The following is a 20022-nucleotide window of genomic DNA, read 5'->3' as shown; positions in this document are numbered from 1 at the left end:
CGCCCTCATGAGCGAATTTCTTCCGGTGCTGCGCGTGCTCGGCGCGCTGATCACCTTCTTCTCGCTGGGCATGTTCGTGCCGTGGGTCATCTCGTGGACGCACGCCGACGGCCTGCGCCATGTGTGGGCCACCTCCGCAGCCATCGCGTTCGTCTGCGGCGCCGCGATGTGGCTCGGCCTGAGCCGCCACAAGCGCGAGCTGCAGCCTCGGCACGGCATCTTCCTGGTGTCGTTCACCTGGGTGCTGCTGCCGCTGATCGCGACGCTGCCGCTGATGTGGTCGCTGCATGCCGTCGGCCGGCCGATCAACTTCACGCATGCCTACTTCGAGGCGGTGTCGGGCCTCACGACCACCGGCGCGACCGTGCTCGCGCAGCTCGACGAGCTGCCGGTGTCGATCAACGTGTGGCGCACCTTCCTGCAGTGGATCGGCGGCATGGGCATCCTGGTGCTGGCGGTCGCGATCCTGCCGCTCCTGGGCGTGGGCGGCAGCCAGCTCTTCAAGGCCGAAGTCGCCGGGCCCATCAAGGACAGCAAGCTCACCCCGCGCGTGAAGGAGACCGCCAAGGGCCTCTGGGGCATCTACGCGGCCTTCTCGGTCGTATGCTTCCTCGCATACTGGGCCGGCGGCATGAGCGCGATCGACGCGATGATGCACATGTTCACCACGGTGAGCCTGGGCGGTCTCTCGTCGCACGACGCGAGCTTCGCGTACTTCCACTCGGCGGTGCTCGAAGCCGTGGCCGTGCTCTTCATGCTCGCCGCGAGCTGCAACTTCGCGCTCTATTTCATCGCGGTGCGCAAAGGCACCTTGCACGGCTTCTGGCGCGACCCCGAGATGCGTGCCACGCTGGCCACGCTGATCGGCGGCGGTGTGGTGGTGGCGGCGGTGCTGTGGGCCAAGGGCGTCTACGGGCCGCTGGATGCGCTGCGCCACGGCATGTTCCACACGATCTCGGTCGGCAGCACCACCGGCTATGCGACCGTCGACTACCTGCACTGGCCGGTGTTCGCGCCGATGCTCATGCTGCTGCTCTCCGGCGTCGCGACCAGCGCCGGTTCGGCCGGCTGCGGGATCAAGATGGTGCGGGTGCTCATCCTCGTGAAGCAGGCGCGGCGCGAGATGACGCGCCTCGTGCATCCGCGCGCGGTGCAGCCGGTGACTCTCGGCAGCGTGGTGATCGACAACCGCGTGATCTTCTCGGTGCTCGCCTTCATGCTGGTCTACGGCGGCACCACGATCGCGCTCGGCATGCTGCTGGTGCTGACCGACCTCGACCCGGTGACCGCCTTCAGCGCGGTGATCGCCAGCATCAACTGCACCGGGCCGGGGCTCGGCAGCGTCGGGCCGGCGGGCAACTTCGGCGCGCTGACCAACTTCCAGGTCTGGGTCTGCACCTTCGCGATGGTGCTCGGGCGGCTGGAGATGCTGAGCTTCATCGCGCTGCTCACGCCCTCGTTCTGGCGCAAGTGAAGCGGCTCAGCAGGTCACGCCGCCGTCGATGACGAGGCTCTGCCCGGTCATGAACGCACCGGCCCTGGATGCGAGGAACACCGCCGCGCCGGCGATCTCGTCGGGCTCGCCGATGCGGCGCAGCGGCGTGGCGGAGGTGCGGTGCTGCAGGGTCTGCGGATCGTCCCAGAGCGCACGCGCGAAGTCGGTCCTGATGAGCCCCGGCGCGATGCAGTTCACGCGCACGTTGTGCGGTCCGTATTCGACCGCGAGGTTGCGCGCCAGCTGGAAGTCGGCCGCCTTCGAGACGTTGTAGGCGCCGATCACCGGCGAGCCGCGAAGGCCGCCGATCGACGACACGATGATGATCGCGCCGTCCTTGCGCTCGATCATCTGCGGCACCGCGAAGTTGATGAGCCAGTGGTTGGCGATGACGTTGTTCTCGAGGATCTTGCGGAACTGGTCGTCCTCGATGCCGCCGAGCGGGCCGTAGTAGGGGTTCGACGCCGCATTGCACACCACCACGTCGACCCGGCCGAGCCGGCGCGTGGTCTCGTCGACCAGATGGCGCAGGTCTTCCTTGGACGAAATGTTGGCCGGGATCGAGATCGCCGCGCCCTCGCCGTGCGCGGCGTTGATCGCATCGCGCACCTCGTCGCACGGCTGCGGCTTGCGCGACGAGATCACGACCTTCGCGCCGTGCTCGGCCATGCGTTCGGCGATCGCACGGCCGATGCCGCGCGACGAGCCGGTGATGATGGCGACCTTGCCGGCCAGCGAAAACAAGGGGGCGGACGTGGACATCGGTGTCTCCTTCTCGGGTGTTGGGTTCGCCCGATTGGAACCCACCTCCCCCGGCGCGCCCGTCGCCTACTTGTCTCGCTCGCGGATGCCCTTCCAGGTCTGCTCGTACGCCTCGGTGAGCCGCTGGTACTCGGCGAAGCCGTCGCTGGCGATCTGGTCGCGGCGCGTCTCGAAGTCCGGGCTGCGCTCGGCGAACTCCAGCTTCTCCTTGAGGTCCCTCAGGTCGCTGCAGTAGGTGCGCAGCGCGATCCACAACTCGCGCGGCGCATAGAAGGTCTTGACGAGCGTGACCAGCGTCGCGACGGCGCTGAGCACCAGCACCACGTTCGTCGCGACCGCGCCCAGGCCGGTGCCGCCCGCCACCTGGAAGCCGGTGATCACGGTGATGGTGGCGGACAGCAGCGCGATCGCGAGCTGCGTCACGAAGCTCGACACGCGGTACCAGTTGGCGCGCGGCTCGCGGTCCCGCAGCTGCGCGTCGATGATCTGGTAGACGTACTGCAGCTGGCTGGCCTGCGGCACGGGCGCGAGCGCCGCGACGCGCGGCGGCGAGGCCTCGAGGGCGGGTTCGACCTGCTGCGGCAGGTCCGAAGGATCAGCGGCCATGGTCGGCTCCTTCCTCGTTCCGGTCGACCGGAAGTGTCCGCATCATCGAACCGGGGCGCAGGCAGCCCAATACCCCGAATGGCCTAGGGATTGACACCCCGCCCGAAAGGCTCAACGATGCCCTTCCCCACTGCGCGAGGAGACGGCGATGCAGAAGAAGGTCGGTGTCGAAGCCATCCATGTGCGTTCGGGAACCACGACGCAGGCGAACAACATCCTCGCCACGCTCGACCTCGGGCATCCGGTCGAAGACCTGGAAGACGGGCCTGCCGGCTGGATGCACGTGCGCACCGAGGTCGACGGCAGGGAGGTCGAGGGCTTCGCCGTCGGCGAACTGCGCAAGACCGCCGCCTGGAACCCGCCGCCGCAGCCCACCTTCCGCCCGCTCGAAAGCGATGCACGCGAGGCGCTGGCCGATGCGGCCATCGCGCAGTGGATCCGCTTCGACCGCGGCGAGGGGCTGGAAAGCAGGGAGCCGTTCAGCAGCTTCATCGGCGCGATGTGGAAGCACTTCGGCGAGAAGTTCACCGGCAAGGACCACCAGATGCCCTGGTCGGCGGTCGCGATCTCGCTGATGGTGCGCAATGCCGCGGCCAAGGGCTTCGCGGCCTACGGCAACTTTCCCGAATCGACGGGGCACGCACGGTACATCTGGTCCTCGATCCGCGCGATGGCGAGCGGCGACACGACGGCCCCCTTCTGGGGCGTGCGCCGCAACAATCAGAAGCCGCTGGTCGGCGACATCGTCGCGAACTGGCGCAACGAGCCGCACAGCTACGACCAGTTCCTGGCCGCGCAGGCGAACCCGCAGTGGCCGAGCCACACGGACATCGTGGTGGCGGTCGGGCCGAACATGTGCCTGGCGATCGGCGGCAACGTCCGCAACACCGTCTACGCCACGCGCTACCAGCTCGACAACGGCGGCTTTCTTGCGCCCAACCAGCGGATCGTCGATGGCAAGCCGGTCGGCGAAGTGATCGCGCTGATGTCGAACCGGGCCTGACGCATCCCTCGCGCCGGGCCCTCCACCGGCTGACCCCTTTACATGCAGGCGAAGCTCTCGGCCTTCTCGATGTCGCCGATGCCCTTGTAGCGCGCCACCTTCGGATAGGCGCACAGCGGACGCGTACGGTTGGCGGCCCAGGTCGCGGGCACGTCCGTATTCACGCCGCCGGCGTTGCCGGCGCCCCGCGCGGAGGCCACGACCGACTCGACGATCTGGCCCTTCTCGACCCAGTTGACCAGCGGCGTGAGCATGTCGAACTGGTCGGTGGCCGGACCGCCGCTGCAGTGATTCATGCCGGGAACGCGGTAGAAGCGGGCGAAGTCGGATGCGTCGCCGTTGTTCGCCGCCGCGAGTTCGTCGTACCAGCGCTGCGTGTCGTCGCTCGAGAAGATCGGATCGCTCGTGCCGTGGTAGGCCATCACCTTGGCGCCGCGCTTCTTCAGCTTGCTGAGGTCCGAAGGATTCGGCGGCGTCATGAACGACAGCGAGTTCTCGGTGTAGAGCGAGTTCGTGGAAGTGATCTTCGCGAGGATCGTGTCGATGTTCGACGTGAGCGTGAAGGTCGCGCCGTTGAAACCCGCCTGGCTCTCCGGCGGCACCTGCCAGATGAAGCCGACCGCACCCGAGTCGAGGTTGAGCGAGTTGCTGAACTTCCAGACCGCCCAGCCATTGGTGCCCAGCCCGGCATCGAACGGGAAGCTCGAATAGATCTTCTTGCCCTTGCCGTCGAGTGCACCCGCGAAGAGCTGGCCGATGCGCTGCTTCTGGGCCGCCGACAGGCAGGTGCCGTCGCGCGAAGCGCTGCAGGTGGGCACGTCGCGCTGGATATTGAACGCCGCCTGGCAGGCCGCGGTGTCCTGCACCAGCCCGTCGATCGCGCCGTCGAGCGCATCGCACCTGGCGAGCACCGCGTTCGAAACCATGGTCCGTTCGGCCTGCGTGAAGGCGGTGCCGAGGTTTGCCGCCGTCATCGCCGTGGTGTCGGCGAGCGCGTAGTAGTTCTGCGCCCCGACGATGTTCGCCGCGGCAGCCAGGGGCAGGCGGAAGCCCGGGTCGCCGACGAGGAAGCCGTCGTAGTCGTCCGGGTAGCGCGACATCGCGACCATGGTGTGGCGGCCCCCGTTGGAGCAACCGCCGAAGTAAGAGCGGTCCGGCCCCTTGCCGTAGGCCGATGCGATCAGCGTCTTGGCCATCGGCGTGAGCTTGGCGACGGCCTGGTAGCCGTAGTCGAGACGCGCCTGTGGATCGAGGCCGAAGAACGGCGTGGGCGCCTGGTGGCCGGCATCCGAGCTGATCACCGCAAAACCCAAGTTGAGCGCGTTATTCAGCCCGCCGCCGCCGCCCACCGGGCCCGTCGCGGTGACCACGCTGCCGTCGACGCCGCCATTGGCCTGGTAGAAGAAGCGGCCGTTCCAGTTGGCCGGCAGGCGCATCTCGAAGCCGACGGCATAGGGCTGCCCGTCGACCGGGCCGGTGCGCGAATACATCGAGCCTTTCACCTGGCAGTGAGCGCCGACCGGCTTGCCCGCCACGGTCAGCGTGCCGGCGGCGATCGAGCTGGCCGAGGTGATCGTGGTGTTCGCGAAGGCGAAGCCGGCGAGCGAGGCGCAATCCTTGAGCGGCGCTCCCGTCGCGACACCGAGCCCCGGCAAGGCGCTCTGCGTTGGAATGAAACCGCTGCTGCCGCCGCCACCACCACAAGCGGCAAGCAACGTGGCGACGAGGGCCAGGGGTGCGGCTGATATTGTCTTCAAGCGTGTCTCCTTTGACGTATGCATGGCGTCCACTAGTTAATCTAATTAACTATGTGAGGTAACCAATACATGGTTTCCACTGAGCACAAGCGATACGCGACGGAGTTGACCTGCGAAAAAAGTTCAGCGATAGAACAACAAGGCGCAACGCGAGAATACCGCCGATGCCAAGGAACAAAAACGCTCCCCTCGATGCCACGCCTGCGGGCCGGCTGGTCGAAGCCTCGTTGCACCGGGTGTTCGGTTATCAGCTCGCGCAGGCGACCATCGTCACGGACGCGGTCTTCACCGAGCAGGTGGGCGGGCCTCACGAGCTGCGGCCGGTGGAATACACCGTGCTGGCGCTGATTCACGAGAACCCCGACGTTTCGGCTGCACGGCTCGCGAAGGCGCTCGCGGTGACCGCGCCCAACATCGCCGCATGGATCGACCGGCTCGAGAAGCGCGGGCTGATCCGCCGTATTCCGCACGCGACCGACCGGCGCGCGCAGCACCTGCGCACCACGCCGGCGGGCGCGACGCTGGTGACCAAGGCCACGCAATCGGTGCTGGGGGGCGAGGAAGAAGCGCTCGCATCGCTCACGCAGGGCGAGCGGACCATCCTGATCGAGCTGCTGCACAAGGTCGCGAACTGCCGCCGCGCCTGAGGCCGCCGGCCGCGCTACTCCAGCACGCCGAGGTCCACGACCTCGAAGGCCCAGAACCCCAGCAGCACGTGGGACACCGAGACCCCGATGAGCCCGCCCTGCCGCGCATAGAGCCAGCCCCAGAACAGCCCCGCGACGAAGGCAACGACCGCCAGCCCCGGCGACACGTACAGGTGAGCGGCCGAGAAGATGATGTTGGCGCCGACGATCGCGAGCCAGGTGCTCCAGCGGCCGGTGAGGAAGTGCGACAGCGGCCCCTGCACACCACCGCGATAGATCAGTTCCTGGAAAGGCGCGAAGACCACGTAGGCCGCGGCCAGCCACGGATTGAAGCCGTTCCCGGTCGACGCGGGCGAAAACATCCGGATGAGCGGCTGTCCGTGCATGGCCGGCACCCAGGTCACCAGCGTGAGCTTGAGCAGCACGGTGGCGGCCATCAGTGGCAAGGTGAAGAGCACCGCCTCGCGCACATGCGAGCCGGCGTTTTCGGTCGTCAGGCCGAAGAAGCGGGCGGGGTATCGCGACACCCGCACGAACACGAACAGGATCGCGCAGCACACGAAGATCGCGGGCACGGTGACGAACTCGCTGTGTCCGAAGGTCTCCTTCACCCGCATCGCGGTGCCGAGCACCCACGTGTACAGCGTATAGGCCATGATCAGCAGCAGCGTGAAGCGGCCCATCACCGCGCGGGTGCGCTCCTGCGCCAGGCTCCGGTCGGCGGCGGCCGCGGCGTTGGCGCTGGTGACGCGCAGGCGTTCGGCCACGAGCGCGCCGATGTCCATCAGCACCGGCACCAGCGAGGGCCGCGATTCGGCGAGGTGGACGATGTCGGACAGCGGCAGCGAGAGGCCGCGCACTGGGCCCTCGGCGCGCACGGTGGCGGAACGCGGCACCACGTCGAACAGGGCCATCTCGCCGATCGAATCGCCGGGCCCGACGCGGTTGATGAGGTGCTCGTCGCCGTTCGCGCCGCGCTTGAGCACCTGCGCCTCGCCATGCTCGATGAGGAGCAGTTCTTCCGGCGTGTCGCCTTCGCGCACGAGGTCGACGCCGTCGGCGTAGTCGACCCAGCGGGTGCTGCGGGCGAGCGCCGCGAGGTCGTCGGTGCTGCAACGGCGGAAGATCGTGCAGCGGCCGAGGAGCGCCCTGGCGCTCTCTTCGGGTCCGGCGGCGTTCGCGGTGTCGGGTTGGTCGGTCATCGTCACGCGGCCACCCTGTCCTGCCGCGGCAACCGGAGCACCGCCGGGGCGCAGAGCAACATCAGCGCGCCGACCACGCACAGCGCCATCTCGATCGCCGCGCGAGCATCGGCGCCCCGCCCCGCGATGTGGCCGACGGCGACGCTTCCGGCCAACAGCCCGACATCGGTCAGCCACGCCACGGCGCCCTGCGCCAGCCCCTGCGCATCGCGCGGCAGCGCACGCGCCGCGGCATAGCGCAGCGGTCCGCCCGAAAGCATGCCGATGCCGAAACCCAGCGCCGCGCCGCCGGCCATGAAGAAGCCCGGCCCTGCAGGCGCGACCACCACCACCAGCACGCCCGCGATCGCGCTCGCGAGGCCGGTGACGACCAGCGGGCGCGATCCGACGCGATCCAGCCAGCGGATCACGCACGCGGTGGCGAACAGGCCGCCGAGCAGCAGCGGCACCATCAGCGGCGCGGTGGCGGTCATGCCCAGCCCCATCCGCGTGGCCGCGACCGTCGGCATCCACACCAGCGCGGACTGGCCGGCGCCGGTGCCGAGCGCCAGCAGGATGGTGGGCAGCATCGGCCGGCTGAAGGCCAGCCACCACGGCGCCGGCCGCTGTGCGTCATGCGAGGCGGCCGAGCCCGGCAGCGGCCAGGCGAGCGACAGCAACGCGAGGCAGGCGCCCAACGAGAACGCGCTGCGCCAGCCCAGTTGCAGCAGGAACGGGGTGCCGATGGTGGCTGCGACGTAGGTCAGTCCGTAAGCCATCGACACCTGTCCGAGCAGGCGGCCGTGCTGCTCCGGCGGCCAGTGCGTCACGATCACCGCCGCCACCAGCGGCAGCAGCGGGCCATGCGCCAGCCCTTGCAGCGCCCGCGCGACCAGCACGCCCTCCGGGCTGGGCAGCACGCTCGCGAGGCCGCCCGCGATGACAGCCAGCATCAGGCTTCCGCGAAGCAGCCGCGTCGCGCCCACGCGGCGAACGGCCAAAGCTGCCAGCGGCACCGCCACGAGCGTCGCGGCGACGAACACCGACAACAGCCACGAAGCCCCTTGCGCCGAGGCGCCGGTGGAGGCGCGCATCGCCGGCAGCACGTAGCTGATCGCACCGGCCTCGAAGCCCGCGGCGATCGCCGCGCCGAGGAGCGCCGCCATGCGGCGCGATGTGTGGTCCGCCGATGCGGCATGCATCGGGCCCACTGCCGGCGGCATTCGGGCATCGATCTTCGGTTCCACGGGCTCGGGCATGGGGCGCAGTGTAGGGCCGGCCTCATGCCCTATGCTTGCGGCCCATGTCCCGGACCATCTTCGACACGCCACTGCTGGAGCCGGCGCTGAGGTCCACGTCCCGTGGCGTGCTGCGCGTGCTCGGCTGGAAGGTGCACGGCGAGCTGCCGGCGCGCGCGGTGCGCTGCGTCGTCATCGCGGCGCCGCACACCAGCAACTGGGACTTCCCCTTTACCCTCCTGGCGGCCTTCGCGCTGCGCATGCGCATCCGCTGGATGGGCAAGGCTTCGCTGTTTCGTCCGCCTTTTGGCGGAACGATGCGCTGGCTGGGCGGCATCCCTGTGCATCGCGAGCGGTCCAACAACCTGATCGCGGCATCGGTCGAGGCCCTCAAGTCGGCCCCCGGCCCGCTCCAACTGGTGGTGGCGCCCGAGGGCACGCGCAGCCGCGCTCGCCAATGGAAGGCCGGCTTCCATCACATCGCGCGGGGTGCCGGTCTGCCGATCCAGCTTTCGTATCTCGACTGGGGCACGCGGACCTGCGGCCTTGGCCCGTTGGTCGACCCGACCGACGACGTCGAGGGCGACATCGCCCGCATCCGGGCCTTCTACGCGCCTTTCCGGGGACGCAACGTCGATCAGTTCGACGCAGGCTGAGGCAGCGCGGCACTGCCTCCGGGGCGGCTACTTGTAGAAGACCTCGACCTTGCCCTTGAGCTTGATCAGCAGGGGCTGGCCCTTGCGATCGAGCGCCCGGCCCGCCGGCACCTTGATCCAGCCTTCGCTGATGCAGTATTCCTCGACGTCGCTGCGGTCCTTGCCGTTGAAGCGGACGCCGATGTCGTGCTCGAAGAAGGCGGGGTCGTGGTGCGGACTGCGTGGATCGACCGAAAGATGATCGGGCAGCGGCGGCGTTTGTCGTGCGGAATCGGACATCGATGAAGCGACGGAAAAGTGGATCTTGGCCCGTAGTGTGACAGCGTGATCCGCAGCGGCCCCTCCCCACGTTCACGGAACGCGCCCGGAACGCGAAGGCGGGGCGGCCGTCCGCTACAGCGACAGCAGACGATGCAGGAACGAGCGATAGCGTCGCAAGGCCACCCGCAGGTCCTCGGTCGAGACCGGGCCCGCGTGCGCGACCTGCGCCTCGACGCGACCGCGTTCTCCGCGGAAGGTCTCGCTCAGGCTTTGCAGGACACGGTTCACCAGATCGTCGGCATCCTTCACCGCCTTGCGAGGATCGTCCACGAAGCCGATCTGCACGGCGTCCCAGCCACGGCGGAAGTCAGCCGCGACATCGGTCGCGAAGAGCGGCTCGAGATCATCGGCATCTTCCTGTCTGCGTGGCGTGGCGGGCCGTCCATCGGTCCTGGCATTCGTCGCATCCCTCCGTTCGACCGCCGGGTCGTCGGGTCGGTAATCCTGATCGGGAGCCCGGCCCTTGCTCGCCGGCAACGTCTGCACGTCGTCGGGCGCCACGGCTGCGCGCGGCGCTTCGGCGAGCGCGGTGGCTTCTTCCGCCTCGAGCTCCGAGGTCTGTCTGCGCTTGGAATCGAAAATCATGATCGCACCTCCGCCGGGCGGGCCGGCCGTATTGAATGAATGGGTACTGCGCCGGGGCGCTGTTCGGTGACTTCCAGCAGGTCGTCGAAAAGCGCGCGGTAGTGCACCACGGCTCTGCGCAGTTCCTCGGTCTCGACCTGGCCGTCCAGATTGCGCCGGCGGATCTCCTGCGCCGCCCGGTAGTGGCTGACCACGCCAGGGTGATCGACCGAGATGTCCGCAGCCCGGTGTTCGAAGTCCGCCATCGGATAGCCGCGCTTGACCAGCAGCTCGCGCACCAGCGCATCGGCCTTGTCCACAGCGAGTTGCGGGTGATCGACGAATTCGGCCTGCAGTGCCGTCCATTCGTCACTGAAGCGCGCCGCGTCCTCGGGTGTCAGCGGAACGATCGTCAGGCGCTCGACGCGTGCCTGGCGCTGCTGCAGCTCGGCTTCCGCCTTGGCGCGACTGTCATGCGCCTCGACGGCACGGTCGTACTCGGGTCCGAAGCGTGCGCGCAATCGCTGCGACTGCCTGCTGCGACGAAACTCGAAGGCGGCAAACGCGATCAGCGCAACGGCCGCCACGATTGCGACGAGGATCCAGGTCTGGGGGGTGATCGTGTCCATGCGTGCTCCCGGCTGATGAAACAAGCCACCGGACGGAACGCAAATGCGCTGCGGTGGCGAAGCCATGCTGCGCCACGGCGCGCCGCGGATGTCGCCGCCCCGCAGGAGTTTCGAACGTGAGATAGGGCCTACACCGCAGTCGCCGTTCCGGCCGCGCAAACTTCACCTACATCGGAACGGACATCGCACCTATGAGGGCGCAGGCCCCGCGCGGGTCATATCTGGAGCGCTGGGCTTAGCAAGCGAGAGCCGGTGGTCCCAGCCATGCCGGCATGGAGACTCTCATGGCTTCAGATGTCATTTCTTCCGACCGCGTCGAGGGGACGAATGTCTACAACGTGTCGGGCGACAAGCTCGGCAGCATCGACGATCTCATGATCGACAAGCTGTCCGGCCAGGTTCGCTACGCGGTGATGGAGTTCGGCGGCTTCCTCGGCATGGGAACGGACCGCTACCCGATTCCGTGGAACATGCTCAAGTACGACACGTCGCAGGACGGCTACGTGGTTCCGCTGGACAAGGCCCAGCTCGAAGGCGCGCCCCGCTACACGAACGAGGCCGTGCCCGACTATGACGAGACCTATCGCTCCAGCGTCGACAAGTACTACGGGCTCTGACTCTTCTTCTGCTGCTGCACGGCGGCGGGGGGCGCCGCAGCAGGCTTTGGCAGAGGGCCTTACGAACCCGCCTCAGCGCCGGCGCCAGTCCACCGGCTCGATGTTCATCGCCTGCCGATACTTCGTCACCGTGCGCCGCGCGACGTTGAAGCCCTGATCGCCGAGCATGCGCGCCAGCGTCGCGTCGCTCAGCGGCGCGCTGCCCTGCTCGGCCGAGATCAGCTCGCGCAGCAGTTCCTTGATCGCGGTCGGTGCGGTCGCCCGGCCGCTCTGGTGCTCCACGCCGCGCGAGAAGAAGTGCTTCAGCTCGAACACGCCCGTGGGCGTCGCCATGTACTTGTGATGAACCGTGCGAGACACCGTGGAGGGGTGCACCCCCACCTCGTCCGCGATCATGCGCAGTGTCAGCGGCTTCATGGCGAGCGCGCCATGTTCGAGGAATAGCTTCTGCTTCGCGACGATGGCCTGCGCGACGTCGCGGATGGTGGCCGCGCGCTGCGCGATGTTCTGCACGGTCCAGCGCGCGCGTTCGAGGCAGCCCGCCATTTCGGGATTGCGCGCCTGGGCCTGCCGCTCGAAGAGGCGCGCATAGTCCTGGTTCAGATGCAGGCGCGGCATGGCCGCCTCGTTGAGCACCGCGGTCCAGACGCCGCGGCGCTTCCGCACGAAGACGTCCGGGGTCACGAAGGGCGTCGGCGTGGCGTCGTATTTCCATCCGGGCCGCGCATCGAGCCGCCGGATGCATTCGGCCGCCGCGCGAATGCGCACAAGGGGTTCGCCGAGCGCGTCGGCGATGCGCTTGTGGTTGTGCGCGGCCAGCCATTCGAGGTGCCCGGCCGCGATGCGGCGGACCGTATCGCGCAGGACCGGATCCGCGATGCACGGAAGCTGCAGCAGCAGGCACTCAGAGACGCTGCGCGCGCCCACGCCGGGCGGATCGAGCGACTGCACCCGCCGCAATGCGCCGAGGAGATCCGCATCGAGCGCGGCGTCATCCTCGCCATCCTCCCGCACGACCGCACCGATGTCCTCCAGCGAGATGCGCAGATAGCCATCGTCGTCGAGCGACTCGACCACCGCCGCGGCGAACATGCGTTCGCGTTCGCCCAGGCGCAGGACGCCCAGTTGCGCGTGCAGGTGCTGTCGCAGCGATACGGCCACCGGCAGGCGCTGCAGCGCGTCCGTGCTCTCGTCGTGCGAAAGCGCGGCACCGCGCGTGGAAGTCCCGAGGCGGTCGACGAAGTCGCGCGAGTCGTTGGGGTCCAGGCCGGGCTCGGGCGCTTCGGCCGCACCGGTCGCATCCACGGCGGCGTCCTCGAGGTCGAGGAAGGGGTTGTCCTCTGCTGCTTCCTGCATGGCTTGCGCATAGTCCAGCGACGACAGATGCAGCAGCCGGACGGCGTGCTGGAGCCGGGGCGAAAAGACCGCCACCTGCGCGGGACGAATGTGCTGTGCGAGGGCTGACATGAACGGTCCAGCGCAACTGCTGTGCCAGCTGAGTCGAGCGGTAAACTAGTACCTTGGTTTTCAGAACAAAATGCCAAGAGGGAACCATGAGGAAGGTGTTGCCGCAAAAGTTACGAGTCCCACAGGGTCCTGTCGCGCTGCGCGTGCTGGCTGCACTGGGCGCGTTGTCGGCCACCTATTGGGCAACTCGCGCGCTGAAAAAAAGAACGCTCCCGGCAGAAATACGAATGAACGACACGGAAGATCAGGCTTGCATGCGCGAGAAGCTCGCGGCCCAGTCCCGCGAGCTGCTTCGCCTGGACCACGCGCTGCGCACGCCCATCGGCGCGGCGCGCGCGGCACTGGAGATTCTCGAAACCGCGACCGATGATCCGGACCTCCAGGCCGAGGCGCGGCAGGTGATCGCTCGCCAACTCACGCGTATGACTGCGCTGACAGAAGAATTGCACGAACTCGCACAGGAGCAGCCCGGCTAGCCGTCTTGCGCATGAGCGCGGAAGACGGCAATGTCCAAGGTTGAGTGATCCGGCGCCACCACCAGAGAGGCCGTGCGCCGAACTCGGAACGAGGGGCCGACCTTGGGACATGCATTGATCGTTGAAGACGACGAGGACTCGGGCCAGATGCTCGCATCGCTGGTCAAGCGCGAGGGCCATTCCGCGATCACCGCGCCGTCGCTGGCCTTGGCCAGGCGACTGCTGGCGATGCAGCCGCCGGACGTGCTGCTGCTCGACCTGCACCTGCCCGACGGGAACGGGCTGGATCTCTTCGAGAACACCGATCTGGTGGCCGACACCGAAGTGGTCCTCATGACCGGGCAGGCCAGCCTGGAAACCTCCATCCAGGCGCTGCGGCTGGGTGCGGCCGACTACCTGGTCAAGCCGATCAACCCGACGCACCTCAAGAGCCTGCTCTCGCGGCTCATCCGCCCCTCGAAGCTCCAGGCCGAGATCGCCTCGCTGACGGAGCAGTGGCGCGAGACCGGGCGCTTCGGCCCGCTGATCGGTGCGTCCGACGCGATGCAGAGCGTGTACCGGCAGATCGCGCGCGTCGCCGGCACCGGCGTGACGGTCTTCATCCAGGGCGAGAGCGGCACCGGCAAGGAACTGGTCGCGCGCTCGGTGCACGAGCTCAGCCGCCGCCGCGAGCAGCCCTTCCTCGCGATCAACTGCGGGGCGATTTCGCCGCACCTCATCGAAAGCGAAATCTTCGGCCACGAGCGCGGGAGCTTCACCGGCGCGGAGCGCCAGCACCAGGGCTTCTTCGAGCGGGCGCACGGCGGCACCCTCTTCCTGGACGAGGTGACGGAGATGCCGCTCAACCTGCAGGTCAAGCTGCTGCGGGTGCTGGAGAACGGCACCTTCATGCGCGTGGGCTCCACGCAGCTGCAGCAGACCGACACCCGCATCATTGCCGCCACCAACCGCGATCCGGCGGAGGCGGTGATGCGCGGCGCGCTGCGCGAAGACCTGCTCTACCGCCTGAACGTGTTCCCCATCTCGCTGCCGCCGCTGCGCGATCGCGCGAGCGACGTTCCGCTGCTGGCGGAACGCTTCCTCGAAGAGCTGGGCCGCGAGGAACGCACGTCGAAGCGGCTCACGCCGGAAGCCCTCCTGAAGCTTCAGGCCTATCCCTGGCCTGGCAACGTGCGCGAGCTGCGCAATGCGCTGCAGCGGGCCTGGGTGATGGCCCATGGCTCGCAGATCGACGAGGAATGGCTGCCCCGGATGCCCGCCGGATCGCCGCCCCCCGCGACGTTGGCCGCGCCGTCCCGTGTCGTGGATCTCGCAGAAGGCGGCGGCCCGCATCTCGATATCCGCATCGGCACGCCGCTCTCCGAAGTGGAGCGCCAGCTCATCCTTGCCACGTTCGAGTACTGCGGGCACCACAAGGAGCGCACCGCCGCGCTGCTCGGCATCAGCATGAAGACGCTCTACAACCGGCTGAAGGAATACAGGCTCTGACCGCGCGGGTACGCGGTTTGCCGGGCACCGGGGCGAAGGACATGTGCAGTTGCATGCCCGATCGCGAATTGGAGTGCACCATGACGATGGTTTTCGAGGTCATGTCGCGCGGGGTCCGGGCGGTGTCGCCGCATGCCTCGGCGGAAGCGGCGGCGCGCGCCATGGATGAGTGGGACATGGCCTTCGTGCCTGTCTGCGAGGACGGCAAGCTCGTGGGTGTCGTGACAGCGCGGGACATCGCGGTGCGCACGATCGCGCGGGGTCTGCCGCCATCGAGCACGCCGGTCGGCTATCTCATGTCGGCCAACCCGTGCTGGTGCTATGAAGACCAGTCGTACGACGAAGTCCTGAACCGGCTCGACAGCCGCGTGCCGCGGAGGATCCCGGTGGTGGATCGTGCGCGGCGGCTGGTCGGGCTCCTGTCGCTGGGCGAAGCGCCGACCGATTTCAAGTGAGGATCACGACGCCGGCGACAGGTCGCCCCGACGCAGTGCGAGCTGCTCCTCGATCAGCTGGGCCACCTGGTCCGGGTCGATCGGCTTGGTCAGGTGCGTGTCGAAGCCCGCTTCCAGCGAGCGGCGCACATCGCTTTCCTGCCCCCAGCCGGTCATCGCCAACAGGATCAGGTTCGCCCCGCCGTTGGTCGCGCGCAGGCGCCGCGCCACTTCATGGCCGTCCATGTCGGGCATGCCGACATCCAGCAGAACCACCTCGGGCTTGAGGTCGGCCGCCAGTTGCAGCGCGCGCCGGCCTCCGGCGGCAGTCACGGTGCGGTAGCCCGTGAGTTCGAGCAGCTTGGCCACGCCCCATGCCGCGTCCTCGTTGTCGTCGGCGACCAGGACCAGCACATCGCTCGCGTGGCCCTGAGCGGCTGGCGTCGCGGGTGTCGGCCGCGATTCCCGCGCGCCGAGCACACGCAGGAGCGGCAGCCCGAACAGGAACTCGCTGCCGTGCCCGGGCCCCTCGGACGCGGCGCGTATCCATCCCCCATGCAGTTCCACGATGTCGCGCGACAGTGCCAACCCGATGCCGAGCCCGTCCCCCGCGCGCTCGCGCGCCTGCGGCGCCTGCGAGAACATGTCGAACATGCCCTCGATGTCGGCCGGCACCATGCCGATGCCGTCGTCCGCCACCTTCACGACGACCTCGTTGCCCGACAGCTCGACGGAGACATCGATGTGCCCGCCCGGCGGCGTGTACTTCGCGGCATTGGTGAGCAGGTTGTTCACCACCTGCGCGAGGCGGACCGGATCGCCGTCCACCTCGAGCTCGTTGGTCGGCAGCCGCATGGACACCGCATGGCCCGCGGCCTCGATGATGGGGTGCGTGGCCTCCAGCGCCGACTCGATCACCGTGGAAATGCCGACGGGGCGCTTCTGCATCGTGAGCCGCCCCAGGCGAAGCCGCGAGACGTCCAGGAGCTCGTCCAGCTGGGCGCCCATCGCGCTGGCCTGCCTGCGGACCACTTCGGCGGCACGCTGCAGGTCGCCGCCGCTTTCGGGGTTGACATCCAGCAGCCGCGCCGCGGCGGTGATCGACGTGAGCGGGTTGCGCAGCTCGTGCGACAGCACCGCGAGGAAGCGATCCTTGGCGGCATCGGCCGCCTCCAGCGCATCGCGCGACGCGCGGGCGTCGTGCAGCGCCAGAACGAGCTCGGCCTGGCTGCGCTCGACGGCCTGCTGAGCCTCGCGCGCCGCGTTCTGGTCGCGCAGGATCTTGACGAAGCCGACCGCGTTCTCGTTCGCATCGCGCATCAGCATCATCGCGCCGCTGGCCCAGAACAGGCTTGCGTCCTTGCGGCGGTGGAAGCGGTCGTCGCCGGCACGCCCCTCGCGCAGCGCCTGGGTCGACTCGCGCTCCGGCGCCTTCGCGGCGCGATCCTCGTCGGTGAAGATGATGTCGGCCGGCTGGCCGATCACTTCGTCCTCCGTGTAGCCCAGCAGCCGCTGCGCACCGGCATTCCAGGTCGTCACCCGCCGCTCGAGATCGGTCGAGAAGATGGCGAACTCGCTCGCGTTCTCGATCACCATGCGCAGCTGCTCGCGACTGTCACGCAACGCGGCCTCGATGCGCTTGGCCTCCGTGATGTCGCGCGCGATCGCGGTGCCGGCGACCACGTTGCCGCTGTCGTCGCGGATCGGCGAGACGGTCAGCGAGACCTGGATCTCCGCGCCGTCCTTGCGGCGCCGCAGGGTCTCGTAGTTCTCCAGCGGCAGCGAAGAGGTCAGTCTCGACAGGAGCAGGTCGTTCTCGCTGTCGCCGTCGATGGAAAGCATCGCCACGGACTGGCCGATCGCCTCTTCGGCGGTGTAGCCGAAGATGCGCTGGGCGCCGCCGTTCCAGCTCAGGATGGTGCGGTCGAGCGAAAAGCTCACGATCGCATCGCTGGTCGAGCTCACCACCGCGGACAGCCACAGCCGCATTTCCTCCGCCTGCTTGCGCTCGGTGATGTTGACGAAGGACAGCACCACACCCGCGATGCGGTCCTCGATGGTGCGATAGGGCAGGAGCCGCGCGAGATACCAGCTTCCGTCCGCCTGGCCGACTTCGCGCTCGATGGGCACGAGCCGTTCGAGCACGCGCTGTGCGTCGTTGCCCAGCTCGGGATAGTGCAGCTGCGTCGTGAGGTCGGTCAGCGGACGGCCCACGTCCGTCGGGATGAGATTGAACAGGGTCACCGCCGACGGCGTATAGCGCGTGATGCGCAGCTCGCGGTCGAGGAACACGGTCGCGATCGCCGTCGCGTCCATGAGGTTGTGCATATCGCTGTTGGCATGACCCAGCTCGTCGACCTTGCTCTTGAGCTCGTGGTTGACGGTGGTCAGTTCCTCGTTGATCGACTGCAGTTCCTCGCGGCTGGTCTCCAGTTCCTCGGTGGCCGAGCGAAGTTCCTCGTTCATGGCCTGCAACTCCTCGTTGCTGGCCTTGAGCTCCTCGGTCGAGGCCTCGTATTGCTCCACGGTATCTCGCAGATGCGACTTGAGCCGTTCCAGTTCGCGGTCGAGATGACGCGCGACCGGGTCGGCCTCGGGCCGCGGCGCCGGTCCCTCCGGCGCACCGATCGGCAAGGCGGGCGCATTCGCCTGCAGCATGACGAGGAACATCTCTGCGCCCAGGTCGTTCGCGGGCGTGACGCGGATCGAGATCGACAGGCTCTCGCCGTTGATGTCCACGGGGACGTCGAGCACCCCGGAATCGCTCTTGGTCTGCGCCGCCTGGTAGAGCGCGGCGCGCAGTTCGATGCGCAGGCTCGGGTTGACCGCGCGCAGCAGGTTGCGACTGGGCTCGCCGCCGCTGTACTGCAGGAAGCGGCCGGCGCTCTGCGAAATATGGACGATGTCGTATTCGCTGTCGACCAGGATCGACGGCGGCGCGAGGTGCTCGAGCAGCCGCAGGTGCAGTTCGCTCCACGAGGGCTGCCGCGCCTCGCCCGTGCGCGCCGCGCGCGCGACCGAATTGGAGGCCTGCTCGAACGCGCTGCCCACCACGACCGGGCCTTCGCGCGCAGCCTGCTGGGCTTCGAGCGCCATCGCCAGCGTGCCGGGTCCGCTCGGAACCGGCAGGCCGACGCGGGGCGTGGGCCTCTGCACGTAGATGCGATGCTTCTTGTCGACCACGCCGAAGAGCTGGTCGCCGTCCTCCACCGATTCGGAGGAACCGAGGAACAGCCGCCCCCCGGGCAGCAGGGCGAAGTGGAAGGTGTCGAAGACGCGTGCCTGCGCCTCGCGGTTGAGGTAGATGAGCAGGTTGCGGCAGCTCACCAGATCGAGGCGCGAAAACGGCGAATCCTTCAGCACGTCGTGCATCGCGAAGAGCACCATCTCGCGCAGTTCGCGGCGCACGCGGTAGCCGCGGTGCTCCTTGATGAAGAAGCGGCGCAGGCGCTCCTCGGACACATCGGCCTCGATGGCGTTCGGGTAGATGCCGTCGCGGGCGGCCTGGATCGCTTCCTCGTCGAGGTCGGTGGCGAAGATCTGGATGAGGGGCGGCGATTCCAGCATCCGGGCGCGCTCGCTCAGCAGCATGGCCACCGAGTACGCCTCTTCCCCGGTGGCGCAGGCCGCGACCCACACGCGCACCGCATCGCTGGGCCCCTTGCCGGCGAAAAGCGCAGGGATCTGCTGCTCCAGCGCCGCGAAGCACTCGGCGTCGCGGAAGAAGTTGGTGACGCTGATCAGCAGGTCCTGGAGCAAGGCGCTGGACTCGCCCGCGCGCGTGCGCAGGCAGGCGAGGTAGGACTGCAGGTCGTCGATGCCGTTGACCTGCATGCGTCGGCCGATGCGGCGCAGGATGGTCGCGCGCTTGTAGTACGAGAAGTCTCGCCCGGTGCGGGTGCGCAGGAAATTGAGAACGTCCCGCAGGGCCGCCTCGTCCGCGCTGCCGGGCGGGCGGGACGCCTGCGCCGGCTGGGGGCCGACCACCGGCGGCAGGCGCACCAGCGGCTCGAGCCTGAAATACTCCAGCAGCTTCGCGGAGATCTCGCCCACCGGCAGCACCCAGTCCACCATGCCGGTGGCGATCGAGGCGCGCGGCATGCCGCCGTGCTCGGCCTCGTCGGGGTCCTGCGCCACCGTCAGGCCGCCCCGTTCCTTGATGCGCTTGATGCCGATGGCGCCGTCGCCGTCGGCCCCGGAGAGCACCACCGCAGCGGAGTGCGGACCGTGCGTGTCGGCCAGCGTGCGGAAGAAGAGATCGACCGCCACATGGCGGCCCCGGTCGGACTGCGGCTCGCCCAGTTCGAGGTGGCCATCGACCATCCGCAGCGACTTGCGAGGCGGGATGACGTAGACCCGGTTGGGCACGATGGGCAGCGTGTCATGCACCTGCATCACTTCCATCCCGGTGCAGCGCTGCAGCAGTTGGGGAAGCGTGCTTTCATGCTCCGACGACAGATGGAGCACCACCACGAAAGCCAGGCCCGGATCGGCTGGAACGGTCTTGAAGAACGAGACCAGCGACGAGATGCCGCCCGCCGATCCACCCAGTCCGACCACGGGAACCGTCTGGTAACCGCCCGCTGGCAAGAGGTTGTCCGACAGATCGCCGTCCAGGTCCTCCGGCGGGATGGCTTCTTCGTGCTCGGACTCTGGTTCTCTCATCTTGCCTGTCTACCTG

At 68.4% G+C, this 20022-nt stretch carries 18 protein-coding genes; 8 read left to right on the top strand and 10 right to left on the bottom strand.

From position 1 onward, the window contains the following. The first annotated feature begins 7 nt into the window (after positions 1-7). Positions 8-1474 (top strand): TrkH family potassium uptake protein, encoded by a 1467-nt coding sequence (locus WKW77_RS25720; RefSeq protein WP_340359728.1) that lies wholly within the window; start codon positions 8-10, stop codon positions 1472-1474. Positions 1475-1480: 6 nt separating this feature from the next. Here WKW77_RS25720 and WKW77_RS25715 read toward each other — a convergent pair whose 3' ends face one another. Further along, the gene (locus WKW77_RS25715; protein WP_340359727.1) at positions 1481-2257 is read right to left on the bottom strand and encodes an SDR family NAD(P)-dependent oxidoreductase; all 777 of its coding nucleotides are present in this window, start codon (positions 2255-2257) and stop codon (positions 1481-1483) included. A gap of 66 nt (positions 2258-2323) precedes the next feature. Next, positions 2324-2863 (bottom strand): DUF4231 domain-containing protein, encoded by a 540-nt coding sequence (locus WKW77_RS25710; RefSeq protein ID WP_340359726.1) that lies wholly within the window; start codon positions 2861-2863, stop codon positions 2324-2326. A 148-nt stretch (positions 2864-3011) separates the two neighbouring features. Between WKW77_RS25710 and WKW77_RS25705 the strand changes: the two genes are divergently transcribed. Next, the gene (locus WKW77_RS25705) at positions 3012-3866 is read left to right on the top strand and encodes a DUF2272 domain-containing protein (RefSeq protein ID WP_340359725.1); all 855 of its coding nucleotides are present in this window, start codon (positions 3012-3014) and stop codon (positions 3864-3866) included. A 38-nt stretch (positions 3867-3904) separates the two neighbouring features. Here the strand turns inward: WKW77_RS25705 and WKW77_RS25700 are convergent, their stop codons facing one another. Beyond that, positions 3905-5647, bottom strand: a complete 1743-nt coding sequence (locus WKW77_RS25700; protein WP_422823274.1) for a tannase/feruloyl esterase family alpha/beta hydrolase — start codon at positions 5645-5647, stop codon at positions 3905-3907. A 140-nt stretch (positions 5648-5787) separates the two neighbouring features. Between WKW77_RS25700 and WKW77_RS25695 the strand changes: the two genes are divergently transcribed. Beyond that, positions 5788-6270, top strand: coding sequence for a MarR family winged helix-turn-helix transcriptional regulator (locus WKW77_RS25695; RefSeq protein ID WP_340359724.1), 483 nt, complete (start codon positions 5788-5790; stop codon positions 6268-6270). 14 nt (positions 6271-6284) lie between these two features. Here WKW77_RS25695 and WKW77_RS25690 read toward each other — a convergent pair whose 3' ends face one another. After that, positions 6285-7472 (bottom strand): cyclic nucleotide-binding domain-containing protein, encoded by a 1188-nt coding sequence (locus WKW77_RS25690; protein ID WP_340359723.1) that lies wholly within the window; start codon positions 7470-7472, stop codon positions 6285-6287. Between the two features lie 2 nt (positions 7473-7474). Continuing rightward, positions 7475-8710: an MFS transporter gene (locus WKW77_RS25685; protein ID WP_340359722.1), complete on the bottom strand. Its 1236-nt coding sequence runs from the start codon at positions 8708-8710 to the stop codon at positions 7475-7477. A 44-nt stretch (positions 8711-8754) separates the two neighbouring features. Between WKW77_RS25685 and WKW77_RS25680 the strand changes: the two genes are divergently transcribed. Further along, positions 8755-9345 (top strand): lysophospholipid acyltransferase family protein, encoded by a 591-nt coding sequence (locus WKW77_RS25680; RefSeq protein WP_340359721.1) that lies wholly within the window; start codon positions 8755-8757, stop codon positions 9343-9345. A 27-nt stretch (positions 9346-9372) separates the two neighbouring features. On the opposite strand, the gene WKW77_RS25675 is transcribed toward WKW77_RS25680, so the two are convergent. The 3 genes from WKW77_RS25675 to WKW77_RS25665 form a co-directional block, all read right to left on the bottom strand. Continuing rightward, positions 9373-9624 (bottom strand): DUF3297 family protein, encoded by a 252-nt coding sequence (locus WKW77_RS25675; protein ID WP_340359720.1) that lies wholly within the window; start codon positions 9622-9624, stop codon positions 9373-9375. A gap of 114 nt (positions 9625-9738) precedes the next feature. Beyond that, positions 9739-10251 (bottom strand): hypothetical protein, encoded by a 513-nt coding sequence (locus tag WKW77_RS25670; protein ID WP_340359719.1) that lies wholly within the window; start codon positions 10249-10251, stop codon positions 9739-9741. After that, positions 10248-10859 (bottom strand): hypothetical protein, encoded by a 612-nt coding sequence (locus WKW77_RS25665; protein WP_340359718.1) that lies wholly within the window; start codon positions 10857-10859, stop codon positions 10248-10250. The genes WKW77_RS25670 and WKW77_RS25665 overlap by 4 nt, the downstream gene beginning before the upstream one ends. 284 nt (positions 10860-11143) lie before the next feature. Here WKW77_RS25665 and WKW77_RS25660 point away from each other — a divergent pair, with 284 nt between their 5' ends. After that, a complete protein-coding gene (locus tag WKW77_RS25660; RefSeq protein WP_340359717.1) occupies positions 11144-11476 on the top strand; it encodes a PRC-barrel domain-containing protein in 333 nt (110 codons plus the stop codon). Between the two features lie 72 nt (positions 11477-11548). Here WKW77_RS25660 and rpoN read toward each other — a convergent pair whose 3' ends face one another. Further along, the gene (rpoN, locus tag WKW77_RS25655) at positions 11549-12943 is read right to left on the bottom strand and encodes an RNA polymerase factor sigma-54 (protein WP_340359716.1); all 1395 of its coding nucleotides are present in this window, start codon (positions 12941-12943) and stop codon (positions 11549-11551) included. Between the two features lie 86 nt (positions 12944-13029). Here rpoN and WKW77_RS25650 point away from each other — a divergent pair, with 86 nt between their 5' ends. The 3 genes from WKW77_RS25650 (at position 13030) to WKW77_RS25640 (ending at position 15362) form a co-directional block, all read left to right on the top strand. Further along, a complete protein-coding gene (locus WKW77_RS25650) occupies positions 13030-13419 on the top strand; it encodes a histidine kinase dimerization/phospho-acceptor domain-containing protein (RefSeq protein ID WP_340359715.1) in 390 nt (129 codons plus the stop codon). Positions 13420-13521: 102 nt separating this feature from the next. Next, the gene (locus tag WKW77_RS25645; protein ID WP_340359714.1) at positions 13522-14907 is read left to right on the top strand and encodes a sigma-54-dependent transcriptional regulator; all 1386 of its coding nucleotides are present in this window, start codon (positions 13522-13524) and stop codon (positions 14905-14907) included. Between the two features lie 80 nt (positions 14908-14987). Next, complete coding sequence (locus WKW77_RS25640) at positions 14988-15362, top strand: CBS domain-containing protein (RefSeq protein ID WP_340359713.1); 375 nt, start codon at positions 14988-14990, stop codon at positions 15360-15362. Between the two features lie 3 nt (positions 15363-15365). Here WKW77_RS25640 and WKW77_RS25635 read toward each other — a convergent pair whose 3' ends face one another. Beyond that, positions 15366-20006 carry a CheR family methyltransferase gene (locus WKW77_RS25635; protein ID WP_340359712.1) on the bottom strand — a complete coding sequence of 1547 codons (4641 nt, stop codon included), beginning with the start codon at positions 20004-20006 and terminating at the stop codon, positions 15366-15368. Between the last annotated feature and the right edge of the window lie 16 nt (positions 20007-20022).

It is taken from the genome of Variovorax ureilyticus, assembly GCF_037889935.1.
Classification (GTDB): Bacteria; Pseudomonadota; Gammaproteobacteria; order Burkholderiales; family Burkholderiaceae_C; genus Variovorax; species Variovorax ureilyticus.
Note: the sequence above shows the minus strand (reverse complement) of the source record. Positions and strands in the feature narration are given on the sequence as shown.